The 19,312-nt window shown below is 37.7% G+C and carries 14 protein-coding genes and 2 pseudogenes; 13 read left to right on the top strand and 3 right to left on the bottom strand.

Features of this window, described 5'->3' with window-relative positions:
- Positions 1–88 precede the first annotated feature (88 nt).
- The 6 genes and pseudogenes from L654_RS0122930 (at position 89) to L654_RS0122955 (ending at position 5,529) form a co-directional block, all read left to right on the top strand.
- Entirely contained in the window at positions 89–922 is an 834-nt protein-coding gene (locus L654_RS0122930; protein ID WP_024607783.1) for a tyrosine-type recombinase/integrase, read from the top strand.
- Positions 919–2,009 (top strand): annotated as a pseudogene (locus tag L654_RS01000000126695) (IS91 family transposase). The gene L654_RS0122930 and the pseudogene L654_RS01000000126695 overlap by 4 nt, the downstream one beginning before the upstream one ends.
- A 336-nt stretch (positions 2,010–2,345) precedes the next feature.
- A complete protein-coding gene (locus tag L654_RS0122940) occupies positions 2,346–3,413 on the top strand; it encodes a pentapeptide repeat-containing protein (protein WP_024609149.1) in 1,068 nt (355 codons plus the stop codon).
- A 146-nt stretch (positions 3,414–3,559) separates the two neighbouring features.
- Positions 3,560–4,390 carry a macro domain-containing protein gene (locus L654_RS0122945; RefSeq protein ID WP_024609150.1) on the top strand — a complete coding sequence of 277 codons (831 nt, stop codon included), beginning with the start codon at positions 3,560–3,562 and terminating at the stop codon, positions 4,388–4,390.
- A gap of 41 nt (positions 4,391–4,431) precedes the next feature.
- On the top strand, positions 4,432–4,983 hold the full coding sequence (locus L654_RS0122950; RefSeq protein WP_024609151.1) for a TIR domain-containing protein: 552 nt from the start codon (positions 4,432–4,434) through the stop codon (positions 4,981–4,983).
- A gap of 108 nt (positions 4,984–5,091) precedes the next feature.
- Positions 5,092–5,529 (top strand): hypothetical protein, encoded by a 438-nt coding sequence (locus L654_RS0122955; RefSeq protein WP_139016126.1) that lies wholly within the window; start codon positions 5,092–5,094, stop codon positions 5,527–5,529.
- Positions 5,530–5,668: 139 nt separating this feature from the next.
- Here L654_RS0122955 and L654_RS01000000126700 read toward each other — a convergent pair.
- From L654_RS01000000126700 to L654_RS0122970, 3 genes and pseudogenes are all read right to left on the bottom strand, one after another.
- A pseudogene (locus L654_RS01000000126700) lies at positions 5,669–7,824 on the bottom strand (S46 family peptidase).
- Positions 7,825–7,922: 98 nt separating this feature from the next.
- Positions 7,923–10,013 (bottom strand): bifunctional diguanylate cyclase/phosphodiesterase, encoded by a 2,091-nt coding sequence (locus L654_RS0122965; RefSeq protein ID WP_024609153.1) that lies wholly within the window; start codon positions 10,011–10,013, stop codon positions 7,923–7,925.
- Between the two features lie 173 nt (positions 10,014–10,186).
- Positions 10,187–11,974: a PDZ domain-containing protein gene (locus L654_RS0122970; protein ID WP_024609154.1), complete on the bottom strand. Its 1,788-nt coding sequence runs from the start codon at positions 11,972–11,974 to the stop codon at positions 10,187–10,189.
- A gap of 204 nt (positions 11,975–12,178) precedes the next feature.
- Here L654_RS0122970 and L654_RS1000000128725 point away from each other — a divergent pair, with 204 nt between their 5' ends.
- The 7 genes from L654_RS1000000128725 (at position 12,179) to L654_RS0123000 (ending at position 19,283) form a co-directional block, all read left to right on the top strand.
- Complete coding sequence (locus tag L654_RS1000000128725; RefSeq protein WP_343223607.1) at positions 12,179–12,688, top strand: hypothetical protein; 510 nt, start codon at positions 12,179–12,181, stop codon at positions 12,686–12,688.
- Positions 12,689–12,759: 71 nt separating this feature from the next.
- The gene (locus L654_RS1000000128460; protein ID WP_343223608.1) at positions 12,760–13,722 is read left to right on the top strand and encodes a GGDEF domain-containing protein; all 963 of its coding nucleotides are present in this window, start codon (positions 12,760–12,762) and stop codon (positions 13,720–13,722) included.
- A gap of 65 nt (positions 13,723–13,787) precedes the next feature.
- Positions 13,788–15,131, top strand: coding sequence for a nucleotide 5'-monophosphate nucleosidase PpnN (gene ppnN, locus L654_RS0122980; RefSeq protein ID WP_007580678.1), 1,344 nt, complete (start codon positions 13,788–13,790; stop codon positions 15,129–15,131).
- Between the two features lie 10 nt (positions 15,132–15,141).
- Entirely contained in the window at positions 15,142–15,915 is a 774-nt protein-coding gene (gene xni / locus L654_RS0122985) for a flap endonuclease Xni (RefSeq protein WP_024609155.1), read from the top strand.
- Positions 15,916–15,985: 70 nt separating this feature from the next.
- Positions 15,986–16,369, top strand: a complete 384-nt coding sequence (locus tag L654_RS0122990) for a DUF3192 domain-containing protein (RefSeq protein WP_024609156.1) — start codon at positions 15,986–15,988, stop codon at positions 16,367–16,369.
- Between the two features lie 11 nt (positions 16,370–16,380).
- Entirely contained in the window at positions 16,381–18,069 is a 1,689-nt protein-coding gene (locus L654_RS0122995; RefSeq protein WP_024609157.1) for a hypothetical protein, read from the top strand.
- Between the two features lie 206 nt (positions 18,070–18,275).
- Positions 18,276–19,283 (top strand): isocitrate dehydrogenase, encoded by a 1,008-nt coding sequence (locus tag L654_RS0123000; protein WP_007580684.1) that lies wholly within the window; start codon positions 18,276–18,278, stop codon positions 19,281–19,283.
- The last annotated feature ends 29 nt before the right edge of the window (positions 19,284–19,312 follow it).

The raw sequence follows: 19,312 nt of genomic DNA on the forward strand, positions 1-19,312 counted from the left end.
TTGTTGAACTAAGCCGCTACGCGGAGATCCTATTCTGACCATTTGAGCCACACTTACCTTGGGGTTATCCCATATTTGGAGGTAAGTCATGAATACACTCATTGAACAAGTCAAAACTGAAATAGCCTACCGTGGTTATTCACAAAGTACCTGTAAAAGTTATTGCGAGCATTTACTTAAACTCAGCCATTATTTTAATAAACCACTCAATTTAATTACTGATGATGAGCTGAATATCTTTTTTAAAGATCCCGCCATTCGCAAGCTCTCCAGAGCGAGTCAAAAAATACAAATAAACAGCATTTGGTTTTTGTTTAAGAATATTTTACACCGCCCACTGAACTTAGACATAGCCTTGCCTAAAGCAAAACCTCGGGCACCTACTTATTTATCGCGTGATGATATTCGACGACTTATAGAAAGTTGCACGGATATGCGCTTAAAAACATTGATAGTGGTGTGTTATGGATGTGGTTTGCGTATTGGCGAACTGCTGCGCATCAAAGTGCAAGACATCGATGGACAGCGTAAAACCATTTTAATTGAACATGGTAAAGGAGATAAGTCACGCTATGTTGTTGTATCAGATAGCGTGCTAAATCAATTACGTTGCTATTGGAAAATGTATCACCCAACGGGCTGGATGTTTTATTCACGATGGTTAATGGATAAACCCATGTCACCCTCAAGCTTCAGAAAGGCATTGAAAAAACATGCACAAATGTGTGGTTTAAAGCACTGTAATCCACATGTATTACGCCATGCTTATGCAACACATCAACTTGAGTTAGGGATGCCGCTTCATCAACTTCAACATCAGCTTGGTCACAGTGACATTAGAACCACGCAAAGTTACTTACACTGGTTACCTGAATTAGGGCATGGTGGTATTGATTTACTCGCAAGTTGGGGAAACCAATGAGCGGCTTACACCTCGCTGATATTTTAAATTCTGGCCTTGGGAATTATCGGCAGCACCACATAATGAGTTATCAGCAGTTACGAGTCTGCCAACACCTTCAATCATGCAGAACGGGTCAGCTCGGTTATCAAGCATGGCAATGTGATAACTGTAGTGAAGTACAACAAATTGGATGTAGCTGTCGAGATCGGCATTGCCCACGTTGCCAAGGTATGGCAACGGCTAAATGGGTGCAAAGACAACAAGAGGATTTATTATCGTGTCGCTATTTCCACCTTGTTTTTACGCTCCCGCATGAGTTAAATATCATTGCGCACTACAACCCAAACGCGTTGTATCACTGTTTATTTAAAGCCGCATGGCAAACGCTGGTAAATTTGCGAAACGAAAGAGGCATGGCCAGTTAGGCATGACAAGCGTACTGCATACGTGGGGGCAGAACTTAAGTCAGCATATTCACCTGCATTGCTTGATACCCGCAGGCGCGCTTGATAAAGCGCACTGGCATGAAATAGAAAAAGGCTATTTATACCCCGTTAAAGCATTATCAACAGTGTTTAGAGGGAAAATGCTCGCGGCGCTCAATGAATGCGATAGTTCATTCGCGAAGGTAAGCACACCAACCAAATGGTGCGTGTATAGCAAAGCCTGTTTAACGTACAGTGAAAAGCTAGTTAGTTACCTTGCTCGTTATACCCGAAAAGGCGTGATGTCAGAATCGCGATTAGTGTCAGCGACTGAAGAAACAGTGAGCTTTAAATACCGCGATTATGCAGATAACAACCGCGATAAAGTCATGACTCTGAGTTGTGATGAATTTTTACGGCGCTACTTACAACATGTATTGCCCAAAGGGTTTATGCGCATTCGTCACTATGGCTTTTTAGCTAATGCGTGTCGCAAGCGAAAGTTAGGGTTAATAAAGGCTCAAGTATCAGCAACCCCATGCAAAGCGGTGAAGCCGAAGGTAGAGCAAGAACGATTAATACCCCATTGGTCTTGCCAGTCATGCAAGACGGGTACCTTACGATTTATTGGTGTGATGAATTTAGATGAGGCGACAAATAAAATAGCGCGAACGAGTTAGCAGCCTTGCTTGCTGCATCAAATCAATAAGTTAACCTGCTTAATTGCTCAGGCTAATAGCGACTGTGCGAGCGAAAAATATCCTTGCTTAACGGTTAAACATTCGGTTTAATGAATAGATAATAAACGCTGAGCAATGCAGGGAAAGCTTAAATTATAATAGGTAAGCTTATTAAATTAGCTGATTTAGCTAGAGCCTCTAAAAAGCAAATTCCCATAGCATAAACAACACCAACTCTGACACACCGAGCAGGTAGCGCCTCAGTCCAACAAGCGATTATGCAACACAAACTGCGTGTCGCATAAATACTAAAGTGTTAGGTTTTAGGAGAGTTTTGTGGCAATAGCCGAACATGTGGAAATCTTCAAAAAAGGCTCTCAAGTATGGAATGCTTGGAGAGAAGAGAATCCTAATTTAAGCCCTGATCTTTCTGATATAGATTTTGAAAAAGACGTTCATACATATAAAGAAATGTATGATATGCCAGAATTTACGGGTTACAACCTAGCGCACATGAACCTAAACCGCATTACTGCAAGAAACTCTTATTTTATACGTTGCTTTTTTGCTGGTAGCACGCTCAACTTCTCAGATATTTGCTTCTCATTTTTTCAAAACTGTAGTTTTGAAGAATCTAGCCTAGCGGTTTCAAAAATAGGCTCTGCAGAATTCCATGAATGTGATTTTACAAACTCAGATCTTTCATATTGTAGTGCTGAAGAGACAAACTTCTCAGGCTCAAAATTTATTTCTACTAAATTAAGTAATATGAGTTTAGTAAAAACAGACTTTACAGGTACCGTTATAAACGAAGCTAGGGTTTACGGTATATCTGCTTGGGATTTGATTTTAGATGGTAGCACCCAAAGTAATATCTTAATTGAAGAAGAAGGAACGTCAATTACAGTTCCAACTATCGAAATGGCTCAAGTTATTTCACTGTTAGTCAATAACTCAAAAATCAGGGATGTAATTGACACAATCACTTCTAAAGTCGTTCTGATTTTAGGTCGGTTTACTGAGGAACGAAAAGCTGTTCTTGATACCATCAAAACAGAATTACAAGGTAGAGGTTATCTTCCTGTGCTTTTTGATTTCGAAGGTCCGAGCAATAGAGATGTAACCGAGACTATCATTACTTTGGCATCACTAGCTAAATTTGTTGTTGCCGATCTATCAAGCCCTAAGAGTATCCCACAAGAGCTTACTCAAATAATCCCAAACTTTCCCTCTTTACCGGTTCAACCTGTGATAGAAGAAACACAAAGGGAATACGGTATGTTTGAACATTTTAAGCACTACCCTTGGGTTCTTGATCAGATTAAGTATTGTGAAAATAATATCCAAGCATTAGTTACAAAAGTCACTGAGAATTGTGAGAGTTATGTGGCAACTAAAACCTAACAAGACGATTCAACTAGGACAAAAAACAGTTGGTTTTTGCTCCTGCGTCGCTTATTTTAACCAACTATTTTTAGTCTGTTAATACGGGCGTTATATGCCCTAGGCATTGGGCGACCAATTCATTGATCAAGGAAAGGGGGCATAGATTGAAAGTTAAGATTACAGACAAGGTCGTATGGCAGGAGTTCTTGAAAAAGTTGTCGCTGATATCGGCCATTTTCTCGATAGCTTTTATTTTTATTGATGTCTCAGATAAGTATAAAACTTGTGCCGGTTTGTCAGTTGTACTTTTCTTTGTCGGTTTGTACGTTTTTCTATGGTGGCGATACAATAATTTACAACACCTGAATCTTTCAATTGATGGAAGTAAAGTATCAGTTTTGACAGGAGACTTGTTTAGTCAGCCTGGCATTAAAGCGATAGCATTTAACGAATATTTCGATACTCAAGTGGACGACAGGATTATTTCCAAGAACTCACTGAATGGAATATACATCAATGAACACTCTAATTTATCAGTGGCTGAACTGGAGCAAATTATCGAAGACTATCAATTTGAGGATGGCGAGCTAATAGATGGAGATGTTAAACGCATAGGAAAGTCAAAAAAATTCAAATTAGGAACGGCTTGTCTTATAGGTGACTATCTACTGACGGCTTTTTCGAAATTTGATAGTCAGAATAAAGCTGTTCTTAGTATGCCTGAGTATCTGGAATTTTTAATAAATTTTTGGGATAGCGTTAACCGAGTTTATTCTCAGAAAAGTGTTTCGGTTCCAATATTTGGGTCTGGTATTACTCGAATTAAAGAACATAAAAATATCAGCGACGAAGAATTACTTAAGATAATGCTTTGGACATTTAGGGTGAGTGAAATGAAATTTAAACATCCAGCGAAATTAAGCATTGTCATTCACAAAGATAAAATTTCTAGCATAAATCTGCTGGATATCAAAACCATAGAAAATGGAATTTGAATTATAACTAATGTTTAAATTTATGTAACTTGGGGAATAGCATGGCAAACAGAACTGGAACCTATATCGCTTTTGATGGACTAGGAAAGATAAACCCTACTGAGTCTGACTTTAAGTATTACGCAACAATGCAGGCATGGAGTGTAGGAAAAAATATAGATTTTAAGTTTGTAAACAGCCATGACAAAACTGCGGCAGTAAGAGATACAAGTCTTCGGGGGACATTAGAATCAAGGATCAGAGAACGATTGGCTGCATCAAAAAACTGCATTGTCATACTAAGTGATGACACTAGAAAAACGGGCAGCATGTTGTCATACGAAATCGAAAAGGCTGTTGATTTATACCAGATACCATTGATTTGCGTTTATGTTGGATATAACACAATCTATTCACCGAAAGAGCTGTCTCACAGATGGCCAAATACCTTGACTGCCAGAATAAACAATGGAACAGCAAATGCCATCCACGTGGCATTTAAGAAAGAAATACTCTTAACTGCGATCAATCAATTCTCAGTAAATAGTGGTTCTCCGGGTGGCTCATTAGTAACTTATACAAAAGAAGCGCAAGAAAAAATGAACTCTAAATAAATTGCACTATAAAGCATATAACAAACGCATGTTGTCGGACTGGTTTTACGCTCCGCGCAAACCAGCCGCAAATGCGGGCGTTAGGTGTTTCTCAGAATGCGGTTAAGTTTGTCACTATTTTTAATTCTTTTTTGCTCCTTTAGTTTTGCTCATAAAGATACAGGTATTACACTCGAAGCAAACGGTAATTTTAAAGGGTTGCCTGACAAATATTTACCTGCAAATTTCAATGTTCAACGCTTAACTTTGCAAATATCAAATCGCAAATTGCTAATCCCTAAGTGCATCGCCAAATATTTCGTTAAAAATGAATTATCATTTTCAAGTTCTTGGTATCACACTCGAGGAAAACTACCACCATATTTTAATATCATAGCTACTCATCCAGCTAAAAATATTGAATATACATTTATGTTAAATATGGATACATTAGAGTTGATAAAAGCTTATAGTTTTCCAAGTAAAATGGATATAGCTGGTATTCGTTATAGTATGGAGCCAATAGTTTTATCATCTAGTTGCATACAAAGTGTAAAAGCTAGCTAGTTTATAAAAACACCTAACAAGCGACTAAGGTTTCGATTATCCGATCATGGCACTTACCAGTCATATATAAACGAATCAAACACCAACAAAAAAGGCGCTTCCTTTACGGTAAGCGCCCTTCTCTTATCTCACTAATTACTTATTTTACGATTGTCATTTCGTCTAACAAGTTTTGTGCATTATCTACTTTATCCATTACCCACAGCATGTAGCGCGAATCAACGTGGATTGAGCGATTAAGCTCTGGGTTGTAATCCCAGTCACCAATAATACTTTCGTAAACACCGTCAAACAGTAAACCAACAAGCTCTGCTTTGCCGTTAAGTGTTGGCGAACCTGAGTTACCACCGGTAGTGTCTACATTTGATAAAAAGTTTACTGGTACTGTATTCATGCCACCCGTGTAATCACCGTAAAGCTTGGCTTTAATTTGCTCTTGTAGCTTTTTAGGTGCATTAAATGGGTCAACATCAGTGTTTTTAGCTAGTAACCCTTCAAGCGAGGTAAAAGGTGTTGCTACCAAGCCATCTTGAGGTGAGTAGCCGCCTACGGTGCCATAGGTTACTCGTAATGTGCTATTGGCACAGGTTTGTTTTTAGCTTTGTTAAACGCAATGATTGCGCTCATTAGCTCTGGGCGAGCGGCTTGTAATTTACCTGCAAGTGCTTTTGATTTGTCTTCCTCAGCTTTCATTACTTTAAATATTGCTTTAGCGTACTGCACAAATGGGTCTTGGCTTTGATTTAGCTGGCTAAACGATTGCTCAAATAATGAATTGCGAACAGTGGCATTATCGAGTCTTGACTGCTCATACATGCTATCAAGTAACGCGCTTTGGGTTGCTTTATCAAACCCATTTTGTACTTTAAATACGTTATCAACGTCGCTAAAACGCTCTTCTTTTGGAAGTGCTGCATACAGTTCTAAAAAGTGCAGTAAAATAGCTTTGTCTACTTTGCTATCATAACGGCGCGTCATGCGCTCAAGCCCTGCTTTAATGCGAGGTAAGTCACGCTCTTGATAACCAGATTCACGTTCGCTATTTGGCTTTTGCTTTTCATAAGCTAAGCGGTATAAACGTCGTGCTGTGCTGATCATTTGTGAGCGATGTACATAACCTAACATACGGTCGCGTTCACTGTGCTCTTGTGATTGCGCAATTAGCTCAGATAGCTCACCTAATACGCTTCCGTATTGCTCTTTACGCTCACCGTCACTATTGATCCATTGTGTTAGATCTTGCTCAAACTGTTTTTTGCGCTCAAGCATAGTGCCTTTTTTGAAGCTTTCGATCATCGAACCATAGTTTTTAATATAGTTGTTATAACCTGCAATGGTGCTTTCGTAAGCAATACGCGCTTTACTGCCGTCTTCTGAATTTTCTTCAATAAGCGACACGTATTTTGAGTTATGAACGCGTGCTTTAGGGTAGCTGTCGTTAAATACGTTATCTACCTCTGTTGCTATACGGTAGCGGTTAGNTGGGTAGCCTGTAACCATTACAAAGTCGCCTTCTTGCACGCCTTTGGCACTTACTTTTAGGTAAGAGTCAGGTACGTAAGGTACGTTGTCTTCGCTGTACTCTGCAGGTTTTCCATCTTTGCCTACATAAGCGCGGTAAAAACCAAAGTCGCCTGTGTGGCGCGGCCACATCCAGTTATCTATATCGCCGCCGTATTTACCTACGCCCATTGCCGGTGCATAAGTTAAGCGTACGTCTTTAATTTCAAGTGACTTAATTAGGTAAAACTCTAAACCACCATGAAACGAATACACGTTACAACGATAGCTTTCGTCGGCTTCACATTGGGCTACTAGCGCTTTTTCATTTTTTTCGAGTGCGTCGTAGCGTGCTTTTGCTGTTAACTCGTTAGTACCTTTAATTACTTCATCTGTTACGTTGGTAACCGTTTTTGTTACATATACGCGTGAGCCCGGCGCTGCAGGTAAATCTTCTTTAGGACTTTTAGCTAAAAAGCCATTTTCTAAAATATTGTTTTCAGGCGTTGAGTTGTATTGTACCGAGCCATAAACACAGTGATGGTTTGACACAACTAAACCCTTAGGCGATACAAACGATGCTGTACAGCCACCTAGGCTAATTACCGCATTCATTGGGAATTCGGTTAATTTAGAAATAGATTCAACATCAATTTCAAGCCCTTTGGCTTTTAAAATTGATTCTAACTCTGGAAGTTGGTGTGGTTGCCACATGCCTTCGTCGGCTATGGCACTACTTGAAAGTGATAAAGAAAATGTGGCTACTAATGTAGCTACAAGAGGTTTTAAACGCATTATAGAATCCTTTTTATTTGTTTCTATAACAGGTTACTCGCGATGGGACAATAAGGTCAATAGCCGTGCAATGAATTGTTACAATCGAGTGTTTAATCTTACTTTTTATCAAAATTCATCGAAAAATCAAGAAACTGTTTTGCTGGTATGGGTTTACTAAAATAGAAGCCTTGCATAAAATCACAACCCAATTCGTTCAATAAAGTATGCTGCTCTTTTGTTTCTACACCTTCGGCTACCACTGTCAGTCCTAAGCTGTGCGACATGGCAATAATTGCCTTTACGAGATTACAGTCTTCATTGTTTAATACAATACCGTCAATAAAACTTCTATCTATTTTGAGTACATTAAAAGGGTATTCTCTCAAATAACTTAATGATGAATAACCTGTACCAAAGTCATCCATTGATAAGTTAATGCCTAATGCAGTAATTTCAGTCAGTATATCAACAACATTAGTGTGGCAACTCATCAATACACCTTCAGTTATTTCAAGCTCTAAACTTTCGGGATTTACGTTTGTTTCACTCAATGAGTTTTGAATGAAACTGAGCAACCCTACGTCTCTAAATTGGCGAGGAGATAAGTTAACAGCCATTGTATATTTTTGTTGGCGTTTACAGGTACTTTGCCATGTGTTTAAAAAGTGTAATGCTTGGCTAATTACAAACTTGCCAATAGGTACAATTAATCCTGTATTTTCGGCAATAGGTATAAACTCATCGGGTGTTACATTACCTAGCACAGGGTTATGCCAGCGTAATAACGCTTCTGCACCAATGATGTGTTTATTTTTGGCGTCAAATTGGGGCTGGTAGAATAACTCAAATTCATTACGCTCAAGGGCGCCACGCATCTGCTCTTCTATTACTAGTCGGCGCTGAATAATTACGTTCATCTTTTTAGTAAAAAATGAATAAGTATTACGACCATATGATTTTGCTTGATACATTGCAGTGTCAGCATTTCGTAATAAATCAGCAACGGTTGTACCATTTTCTGGGTATATGGCTACACCAATACTCGCTGTTAGTATATGTCCCCGGCCCTCAATTTTAAAAGGGGCTCTAAAGTTATTGACCAGTTTTTCAGTAATTTTTAGCGCTGCATGGTGATCAGTTATACCTCGTAGTAATACGATAAACTCATCTCCACCTAGGCGCCCTACCGTGTCGTCTTTTCGCAGTGCCTCTTGCAGCCTTTGCGCTGATTCAATTAAAAGTTTGTCTCCTGTTTCATGGCCTAAAGAGTCATTTATTTTTTTAAAATCATCTAAATCCAAAAACAGTACTGCCGCTTTCTCGTTATTTCTTTGTGCTTCAATAAGTAATTGCGACAAACGATCAAGTGCTAAAAAACGATTTGGGAGTAAAGTTAGACTATCGTAATACGCTTGATGTCTAATTATTTCATCTGATTTATGCTGTTCTGTAATATCTCGAATAATAACCATTAACTGGTTATGTTCTGTTATTTTATTTATTCTTGCTTCAAAAAAAACGAGCCCATGGGGCAAAGCTAGCTCGTATTTAAAGCTCATCATCTGCTCTTTTTCTAATACAAGGCTGATATAGGTTTCAAATTTTTTGGCTACATCTTGAGGGAGTACATCACCCATTTTTTTACCAATAAATTGCTTTGGCTTGGTGTAGAGATCGGTCTCATTACTGGCATGATACTCAATAATAGTTCCATCATTTTCCATCAAGAAAAATAAGTCAGGAATTGCTCCAAAAATAGTTTTTAGCATATGCTCATTAAATGACGCATCTGCTTGTGCCTTTTTAACCTCAGATAAATCAATATCAATACAGTACATTTGTTTTGTATTATATTGATTTGTAAACATAACATGGCTGGAAAAAACCGATACATTGTTTCCATTCTTGTCTTGTAAGATAATTTCAGATGCTGGAATTTCTATATCTTTTTTTACCCAATCACTATGTGCGTTAATAACTAATTCACACATTGGCTCTGGAATTATAAGGTCTTCTATTTTTTGTCCTATGGCTTCTTCTTTGGTATATCCATAAAGTCGCTCACTGCCTTCATTCCAATAAATAACACGACGTTCATTGTCATAACCTTGAACAGAAATAACATTTACCGCATCAAATAACTGATGCAAATAGTCGTTAATTACAAATTGATGGGTTAAGTTTGAAGTCGGGTTATCTAATTTCATTTGAGGCTATATCCATAAATAATTTTATTTAATAATAGAGAAATACTAAATAATAATTAATTTTAATATTAAATTTCCATGTACATTATATACGCCATTATACAAAACAAAAAAAGAGCCGAAGCTCTTTTTTAATAATTGTTAACTATATTTAAACGCTATAAAAACTGAATTTATTTTTTTGTCACATCATTTGGATGTTCCACGCCAATCCATGCTTTGAATAGTGCTTTTTGCTCAGGCGTTGCCTCTTTATCAGCAACTACTTTTTTAGGCTTATCAAAATCTTCTGATAATACTAATGTTAAGCTTTCAAGAGCATCGCGACGAAGATAGTCAATGGTTACTTTATCGCCTTTTTTAAACGTTTCTAAGCTGGTTTTTAAATCTTTACCTACGTGATGTTTGTTTATAGCGACAATTTTATCATCGGTAGTTAAACCTGCTTTCCACGCACTGCCACCACGGCGAACGTAACTTAACGTAAGTAACTCGCCTGTGTTTTTAGCGGTAGCATCAATGCTTGCAAGCGCTTTTGCTTTTTCAGGACGTTCAAATTTCAAGCCTACTTTAGTAAGTAAGTCGTCAAAGTTAATACTTGCAGGCGACTCAACATTTTCTTGCCACCAGCTTGAGTAATCACGCCCTGTTAAATCTTTTAAGATATTAAGTACATCTATATCTGTAAAACCAGCTGGCATTTTATGATTGTTATAAAGTGCTTTGTGTACGTCGCGATAGCTTATTTTACCTTGGCTTTTTTCTAGCAAGTCGATATCTAAAACTAATGAAAGTAATGAACCTTCTGAATAAATATTAGTGCTGTAGTTACGTGCATGATCGCCACCTTGGTTAATCCATTTATCAAAGCTTGTTTCGCTTGCGCTTTGCACTTCACGGCCTGGGGTTTGTAAATGACGATTAATGGTTTTACTCATCACTTTAAAAAATTCATCTGTGGTTTCAATACCAGAGCGAACCATTAAATGATCTTCAAAATAACTTGTTGAACCCTCTGCAATCCAAAGCAGTTTAGAGTAATTCATATTAGTGTAATCGTACGGCACTAAACCTTGAGGGCGGTATGCTTTAACATTCCAAGTATGAACAAACTCATGCGCAGCGGTGCTAATAAAGGCTAGGTAATCTTCGCGGCTACCAAATCTATCGCGTGGACGTTGAATAATTGTTGAGTTTAAATGCTCTGTTGCACCACCAGCACCCGACGTAGCATGTACCATAAATACATAACGTTCATACGGATAGCCATCCCAAATTACATTACCAGTGGCAACTAATTTTTTAAGATCGGTAAGCATTTGCTCTACATCGTAGTTACCATCGCCCCATATAACTAAATCGTATTCACGGCCATCTACTTCAAATGTGTGTAGTTGGTTAATACCCGTTTCGATTGGTGAATCAACAAGTACGTCGTAATCTGCTGCTTTAAATGAATTTTTGCCTTTTAAATTATCCATACCCGATACAGATCGCCACTTTTTAGGCACCTCTAAATTAACGGTTACTGGCTCTTGTCGAAATGATTCACTAAACATAAAAAAGCCTGATGCATCTATAAATGCGTGGCTGTCGTCAATGTGGCGAGCGCGCTTACCAAGCTCATTTGCATACACCTGGTAGTCAACATTAACTTCTGTTGGCTCATTAAGGTGTACACGCCATGTACTGTGATCAATTTTTTCCCATTTTAACTCTTTGCCATCTTCATCTTTAGCTTTGAAATAACGAATGCCATTGGCAAGGTTTAGCATTTCATAGCGACCCGTTCGCCATGCAGGAAGTTTTATATCAAGATGTGCTTGCGCTGTTTTTGGAAACTCAACACTTACATCGCCTAAATGATGTTGTGGTTGTGAGATTTCTAAAGAATAATTTACATCGGCAAATACAGGTGCTGAACATGCAGCTAAAATAGATAGGGCTAATAACTTTTTCATAGAGACTCTTAGTGGAAACTTAATTGCCTGCAAGACTAGCAAGCCCCTATTTAAAAGTGAATTAAATACGACAAATTGCCCCGTATACGAGTTTATACGTAGTAGCTTATTAAAATTTCTAAGTTTTTTACTAGATAACTACACATAATAAAAATTTGTTGTAAACTGAAGATAATAAAATTAATTTGATGGCGGTACGCTTAGGTGTCTGAAAGATCTAATCCAACAGATAAAAAACTCAAACAAGCAATTGATGCTCGTATGGCTATTGAGAGTGCACGCAAACATCAAGTGGATATTTTGTGCGACTTTGCAGCTAAACTTTCGCTAAGCTGTAAAGGGCTTGATATTGAGTTAGATAATCGCCTTGCTAAATTTAGAAGTGCACTCAATAAAGGTATGAGCTTTGAAGACCTCTCTCCCCTTGTTAGTGAAACTTTGATATTACTTAAAAATCAAGAATCGATTCAGCAAGCTCAGCAACGTGATTTATTCAACAGTGTACAAAATGCAGGTAAACAGTTACAAAAAACTAAAGGTTTACCAGACGATACTCGCAGAGCCCTGAGAAATTTACTCGATCAAGAGATTAATAACGTTCAATCAACCCATGGTTATATTCCGCTACTTGATCAACTTATTCTCTTTTATCATGAAGCATTGCTAACTAAGCAAGACCCTCAAGCNNNNAAGCCGATAATCAGGGCCCTGTAAAACAGGCTCGTGCAAAAAAACTACTTGAGCTAGCTAACGAACTTATACTTGAAGAAGAAGCTACACTACAAATTAATAGTATAAAAAATAATATTACAGAAAGTGACACAATCGACGCATTACTCGATGTTGCGATTAACATAATTGAAGTTGTAGTAAAAAACATTAGCAAAGAGCGCAAATCTGCACAAAGCTTTTTAGTTTCATTAAATCAAACCCTCGAAGATCTACATAATTCTATTGTCTCTACTAGTAGACACTCAGAATCGATGAGTATTGAGTTTGATTCGTTGAATAAAAGCATTGAACTAAAAATTAAAAACCTCAACGAACAAACACAAAAAGCAACGTCAATCTCATCTTTAAAAGAACTCGTAGATAACGAATTAAAATCACTAAGCGAAGATTTTCTAGCAAAAGAAAAGTTAGAACGAAAAGATAGAGAAATGCTTAGCACTAGCTTTAGTGAAATAAACAAACGAATTGTTACTTTAGAAGATAAGTTAACAACGTATAAAAAACGCTTAAACGAACAGCGCTTTAAAAGTTTACTTGATGGGCTTACAAAACTGCCTAACCGAGCTGCATTTGATGAACGTTACAATCACGAAATGCATTTGTTTAATGTGCAGCCATCAGATGTTACGCTTGCGGTTATTGATGTTGACCACTTTAAATCTATCAATGATAGATTTGGCCACACCGCAGGTGACATTACCTTACAGGTTATATCAAAAGCGTTGCAAAAATCGGTAAGAAAGTCCGATTTTATAGCGCGTTACGGCGGTGAAGAATTTGTATTGTTAATGCCAGGTGTATCGCTAGAAAACGCAACATTACCTCTGGATAAAGTAAGAAAGGTAATTAAAAATATACCTTTTAAATTTAGAGAAAAACAAATTGAGATCACTATCTCGGTAGGTGCAACTCAGTTTAAAAAAGGCGATACTCTGTTAAAGGCATTTGATAGAGCAGATGATGCTCTTTACGAGGCCAAAAACTCAGGACGAGATAGACTTTGTACCAGTAAATAATGTCATAGCCATTATAGATTTTATGACAAGTAGTTTTTTACGATTTAGCAGTAAGGAGAACGTCTATGTTAATACAGTTAAACCCAACTGGGGTTTTAGATTTACTGTCGCAATTAGAAGTTGATTTATTAGAGCAATCTTCTGCTAGTGAGCGTTATAAGTTATTTAGAAACTGCGTACTAGCAGTGCTTAATGTAGGTAGCCATACCGACGAAAGTAGCGATATATACGACAAATACAAAGATTTTGATATTCGTTTAGTAAGCCGCGAACGAGGTATTAAAATTGAGCTTGAAAACCCACCCGAAACCGCATTTGTTGATGGCGAAATAATTACCGGAATTCACGAGCATATATTTTCTGTTATTCGCGATATTTTGTTTATTTGTCAAAAATACGAAAAAGATTTAAAAGAGCAAAAAGCCATTACTCATATGGTGTTCGATATGCTCAGAAATGCAGGTGCTTTGCGTGTTAATAGCGAACCAAGTATGGTTGTATGCTGGGGCGGACACTCAATAAACGAAGTTGAATATAAATACACAAAACAAGTAGGTTACGAGCTTGGCTTACGTGGATTAAATATTTGTACTGGTTGTGGCCCTGGTGCCATGAAAGGCCCAATGAAAGGTGCCACTATTGGCCATGCAAAACAGCGCAATACCAATAACCGTTACTTAGGCCTAACAGAGCCAAGCATTATTGCTGCAGAGCCACCAAACCCTATTGTTAACGAATTAGTTATTTTACCTGACATTGAAAAGCGCCTTGAAGCTTTTATAAGAACAGCTCACGCTATTATCATTTTTCCTGGAGGCGCAGGTACTGCTGAAGAATTGCTATATTTATTAGGGATATTACTTCATCCAGATAACACCAAACAATGTTTGCCTGTTATTTTAACTGGCCCTAAAGAAAGTGAAGCGTACTTTAAAGAGCTGTGTGAATTTGTTGAAATGACGCTTGGTAAAGAAGCATTAGATAAGTTTGAAGTTATTATTGATAATCCTGAGTTAGTTGGGCAAAAGCTAAGATCGGCTATGGCCAATGTTCGTGATTACCGTAAAAGTGAAGGCGATGCCTACTACTTTAACTGGACGTTAAAAATCGATAACGATTTTCAACAACCTTTTGCACCAACACACGAAAATATGGCAAGTCTTGATTTACATCTTGATCAACCAAAGCAGTTATTAGCGGCTAATTTACGCAGAGCTTTTTCAGGTATTGTAGCTGGAAATGTAAAAGACGAAGGCGTTAAAGCCATTAAGCAAAACGGTCCATACATTTTAAGTGGCGAGCCTGCCCTTATGGAAAATATGGATACGTTATTACAAGCATTTGTTGATCAAGGCCGTATGAAACTCCCTGGCAGCAAATACATTCCGTGTTACAAAATAAAAGCATGAGTTTTATAGTTTGAAACCCCATTTACTTCTTATTGATGCGCTTAATTTAATTAGGCGCATTTACGCCGTTGACGCTAATCAAAAACATCACAGTGATGAGCAAATGATACAAACGTGCTGTGCACGTGTAGCTCATGCGTGTAAAAAGCTTTTAGATACAAGTAATGCAACCCATGCGATTGCGGTATTTGATGGTGACAAAAGCTGGCGTTATCATTTTTATAAAGACTACAAACACTCCCGTGCCCCAATGCCTCAAGTGCTAAAAGATGCCTTAGAGCACTTTAAAACCGCAATAGAAGAAACCGGTATTGTTGTATTTGAGCCTATTAACGATGAAGCCGATGACATTATTGCAACGCTTGCGTTTAAGGCATCAAATAATCAAATAGCTAATACTGTTGTCTCTACTGATAAAGGCTTTTTACCCTATATAGGCCCCTACATTACAGTTTATGATTATTTTAAAAAACTCTATTTAGATGAGACAAGTATAAAAGAGCGTTTTGGTGTTGAGCAAAATAAGCTCGTTGATTTTTGGGCTTTGGCTGGTGATAAAACAAATGATATTCCGGGAGTAAAAGGAATAGGCACTAAGTCTGCGCAGCAAATAGTTAATAACTATAATTCAATTGAGCATGCGGCCGAAGATGAGTCTCTAAGCCCGAGTATTAAAGCAAAGTTAGCCGCTAATATGGATATGTACGTAATCTCAAAGCACTTGGTTAGTTTACGCACCGATATAAATTTAGGCTTTAGTTTAAAGCAGTTAAGGCTTAATTAATCGCAAGTTAATAGCCTCTAAACATTACAAAACGTATACTATTTATTAGTTACCGGAGTTAGAGTAAACCATATTGAAAAAATTTATCCGATATTTAATCTTAGGTTTAGGGCTATATGCATTGATAGCAGCGTTGGTGATCACCTTTTATAAAGATGATCCTCAGGCTATGATTTGGCAAGACCGAGAGGCTTTCAATAAACGTTATATCGAAAAACTATCACTTGAGCAGCCAACAACACTAAATACTGTGCTTGATTATTTAGGCAGCCCCGACCTTACTTATGCCAAACGAGATGGTGAACAGGTATTTCAGATTGTTTTTTACCGTACACAGCATAAAACATCTGACGGTATAACCACTATTGATGAATGTACTGGGTTATTATTTAAAAATGGGCAGCTATTTTTATGGGGTCCTAGTGCATATAATAAATATCAAGAACAAAACTAGGTGAAGGTTTAATGGATGAAGCTGTTTCAACTACTTTAGAGCAGCTGCTTAATAATACGCAGCTGTTTTTAAGCTATTATAACAATAAACAAAAATGGACAGCCTTATACCCCATGGCAAGTAAGCTAGCTGAGCAATATAGAGTGCTCTATAGCGAACAGCCATTCGCATTACAAGCTCGTTTAACACTTTATAATCCTAATTATTCTTATGCCACCAACTTAGTTGTTAGTCAGAGTGTAATAACCGCTGCACTTTGTAAATCTCAACACTATAACAATGCCCTAAGCGAGCTATACATAGCGGCTTCACTCATTGAGCATTTATGTGTTGGAGCGCAATTAAACAAGCTCTGTGAGCAAACACCTTTTCAAGACTCTGATAAAAACATATGGAAAATGCGTCATCAGTTAGCTGCTAAAGTAATGTTATCCAGTGGCGATTCTGCCAAACCCGTTACGCAATTATTAGCTAAGTTAAGTAAATATAAACAAGCATTGGTAAGTGCTCCTAAAATAATGCTTTACGATGGGGGCATAACACTAATTGCTTTAGCAAATATTATTAGTATGAACATTACTAGTAATACGGCTAATAAACACATGAGTTTATTTAAAGCACTTACTGACTTGTACATTCGCACACCAAATTTGTTTGCACTGCAGCTAATCAAATCACTTATAGCCCATTTGGGGCCACTATTACCGGGAAGCCGCGTTTTTTATGCCGAGCAAACCATGATTTATTTAGCGACTGATGCGCAGCAAAAACATATTTTAATTAGTACCGCTAATCCAAATAAATTGGCTTGGTTTAGCGTTAAAGCAACGCTTAACGACAACTCAAAACAATGGCATTGCGCTGATAAAACCATTAGCTTCAAAGTGTTTAACAGTGAACATGTTAAGTCAAAAAGTGTGGTTGACGTTGATAAAGCACAGTCTTTACTTGAACTAATAAGTAATATTAAGTCACAGCACGAATATAGCTATAAAGGGCTAAGCCAGCTAATGGCGGCTCACCCTCAGGTAGTTGCTAATTTATGTGAGGCAGTAAAACCTTATAATAAGGAGCATCAGGCCGCTAAAGACTTAAAGCATAGTTTATCGATGGTCGGTTATTATAATGCGCCTGCGATAATTCAAAGAGTTGTTTTTGAGCAATTAGTTAATGTCACCCCACACCCTCTGCAAGCCTACGTTACTAACAGATTAAATGGCTTAGTGAAAATAATGGCCTTATTAGTTAGTAAAAATAAACATGACCAGTTTGAACACATTACATTACCTTTATATGCTTATGCTCATTTTTTATTAACGCAATGCAGTACACAGCTTTCTCGTAAAACGCTGATTGACGACACACCAAATAAAACATTGAGTGCCCCTATTTGCTCATTTTTTGGTGTGGATTCAATTAATAACGAGCAACTAACGCAACAGCTTACTCATTTATTAAGTGACAACCCATGGACAACGGCACTTTTAGAAGCAGAGCAAACACCTAAAAAACACTTAACTGATTCTCATAAACTCTGGATCACACTTAAAATTGTTGCACAGAGTGTTTTTAAACCAGAACTTGCGCTAACAGCGTGGCAACTGCAAACATTAAACGAACAGCTGAAAATACTAAATTGGCAAAACCCAACTGATTTTAATCAAAAATTAGAATCTCTCGCGTTATTTAATAGTATTTAATTTATGGGACCCTATTTAACGTCTTTATACCCATTATAACTTTGGTGTATACCCAGTATTTCTTGTATAAACTAGCAAAATGGGTGATAAGTTGATATAAATGCGCCCTTAAATTTTCAAGCACGTTCACATAAATGATCTAACAAGCGATTACTCTCTCAGGGTAATAATTTATGTGCAAATCAAACTCTTTAAAGGAAAAGTCAATGGCCAAACAAACCATCACAGTGATCAAAGGCGACGGCATCGGTCCGAGCATTATCGACTCAGCACTTGAAATATTAAAAGCCGCAGGTTGCGACTTTGATTATGAATTTGTTGATGCTGGCCTAGCTGCACTTGAAAAAACAGGTGAGTTACTTCCACAAGACACGGTTGATACAATAGCTAGAAACAAAATCACTCTTAAAGGCCCATTAACAACGCCTGTAGGTGAAGGTTTTACGTCTATTAACGTAACACTTCGTAAGCAATTTGGTTTATACGCTAACGTACGCCCTGTTAAATCATTTGTTGGCACTAAAGCGCGTTACGACGATATTGATATCATTACTATTCGTGAAAATACGCAAGGTATGTACTCAGGTGCAGGCCAAATAGTAAGTGAAGACGGTAATGAAGCAGAAGCAAAATCGATAATTACGCGTGAAGGCGCAGAAAAAATCGTAACTTTTGCATATGAGCTAGCGGTACGTGAAGGTCGTAAAAAAGTAACTGCTGTTCATAAAGCTAACATTTTAAAATCAACATCTGGTTTGTTCTTAAAAGTAGCACGTGAAGTAGCTGAGCGTTACCCACAAATTGAATCAAATGAAATGATTGTTGATGCAACGTGTATGAAACTGGTAATGACACCTGAAGAGTTTGACGTAATTGTTACGACTAACTTATTTGGTGATATTTTATCTGACCTTTGTGCTGGTTTAGTTGGCGGTTTAGGTATGGCTCCAGGTGCTAACATTGGTGAAGACGCTGCAATTTTTGAAGCTGTACACGGTAGTGCACCAGATATTGCTGGCAAAAACCTAGCTAACCCAACATCTGTAATTTTAGCGTCTATCCAAATGCTTGAGCATTTAGATATGGGCGATACAGCAGAGCGTATTCGTAGTGCTGTTGCTGATGTAATTAAATCAGGCGACCGTACAACTCGCGATTTAGGCGGCAGCCACGGTACAACTGATTTCACTCAATCAGTAATTGACCGTTTATAATTAATATTTGTTATTAATTTAAATAGCCC

The organism is Pseudoalteromonas sp. TAB23, assembly GCF_000498075.1.
Lineage (GTDB): Bacteria > Pseudomonadota > Gammaproteobacteria > Enterobacterales > Alteromonadaceae > Pseudoalteromonas > Pseudoalteromonas arctica.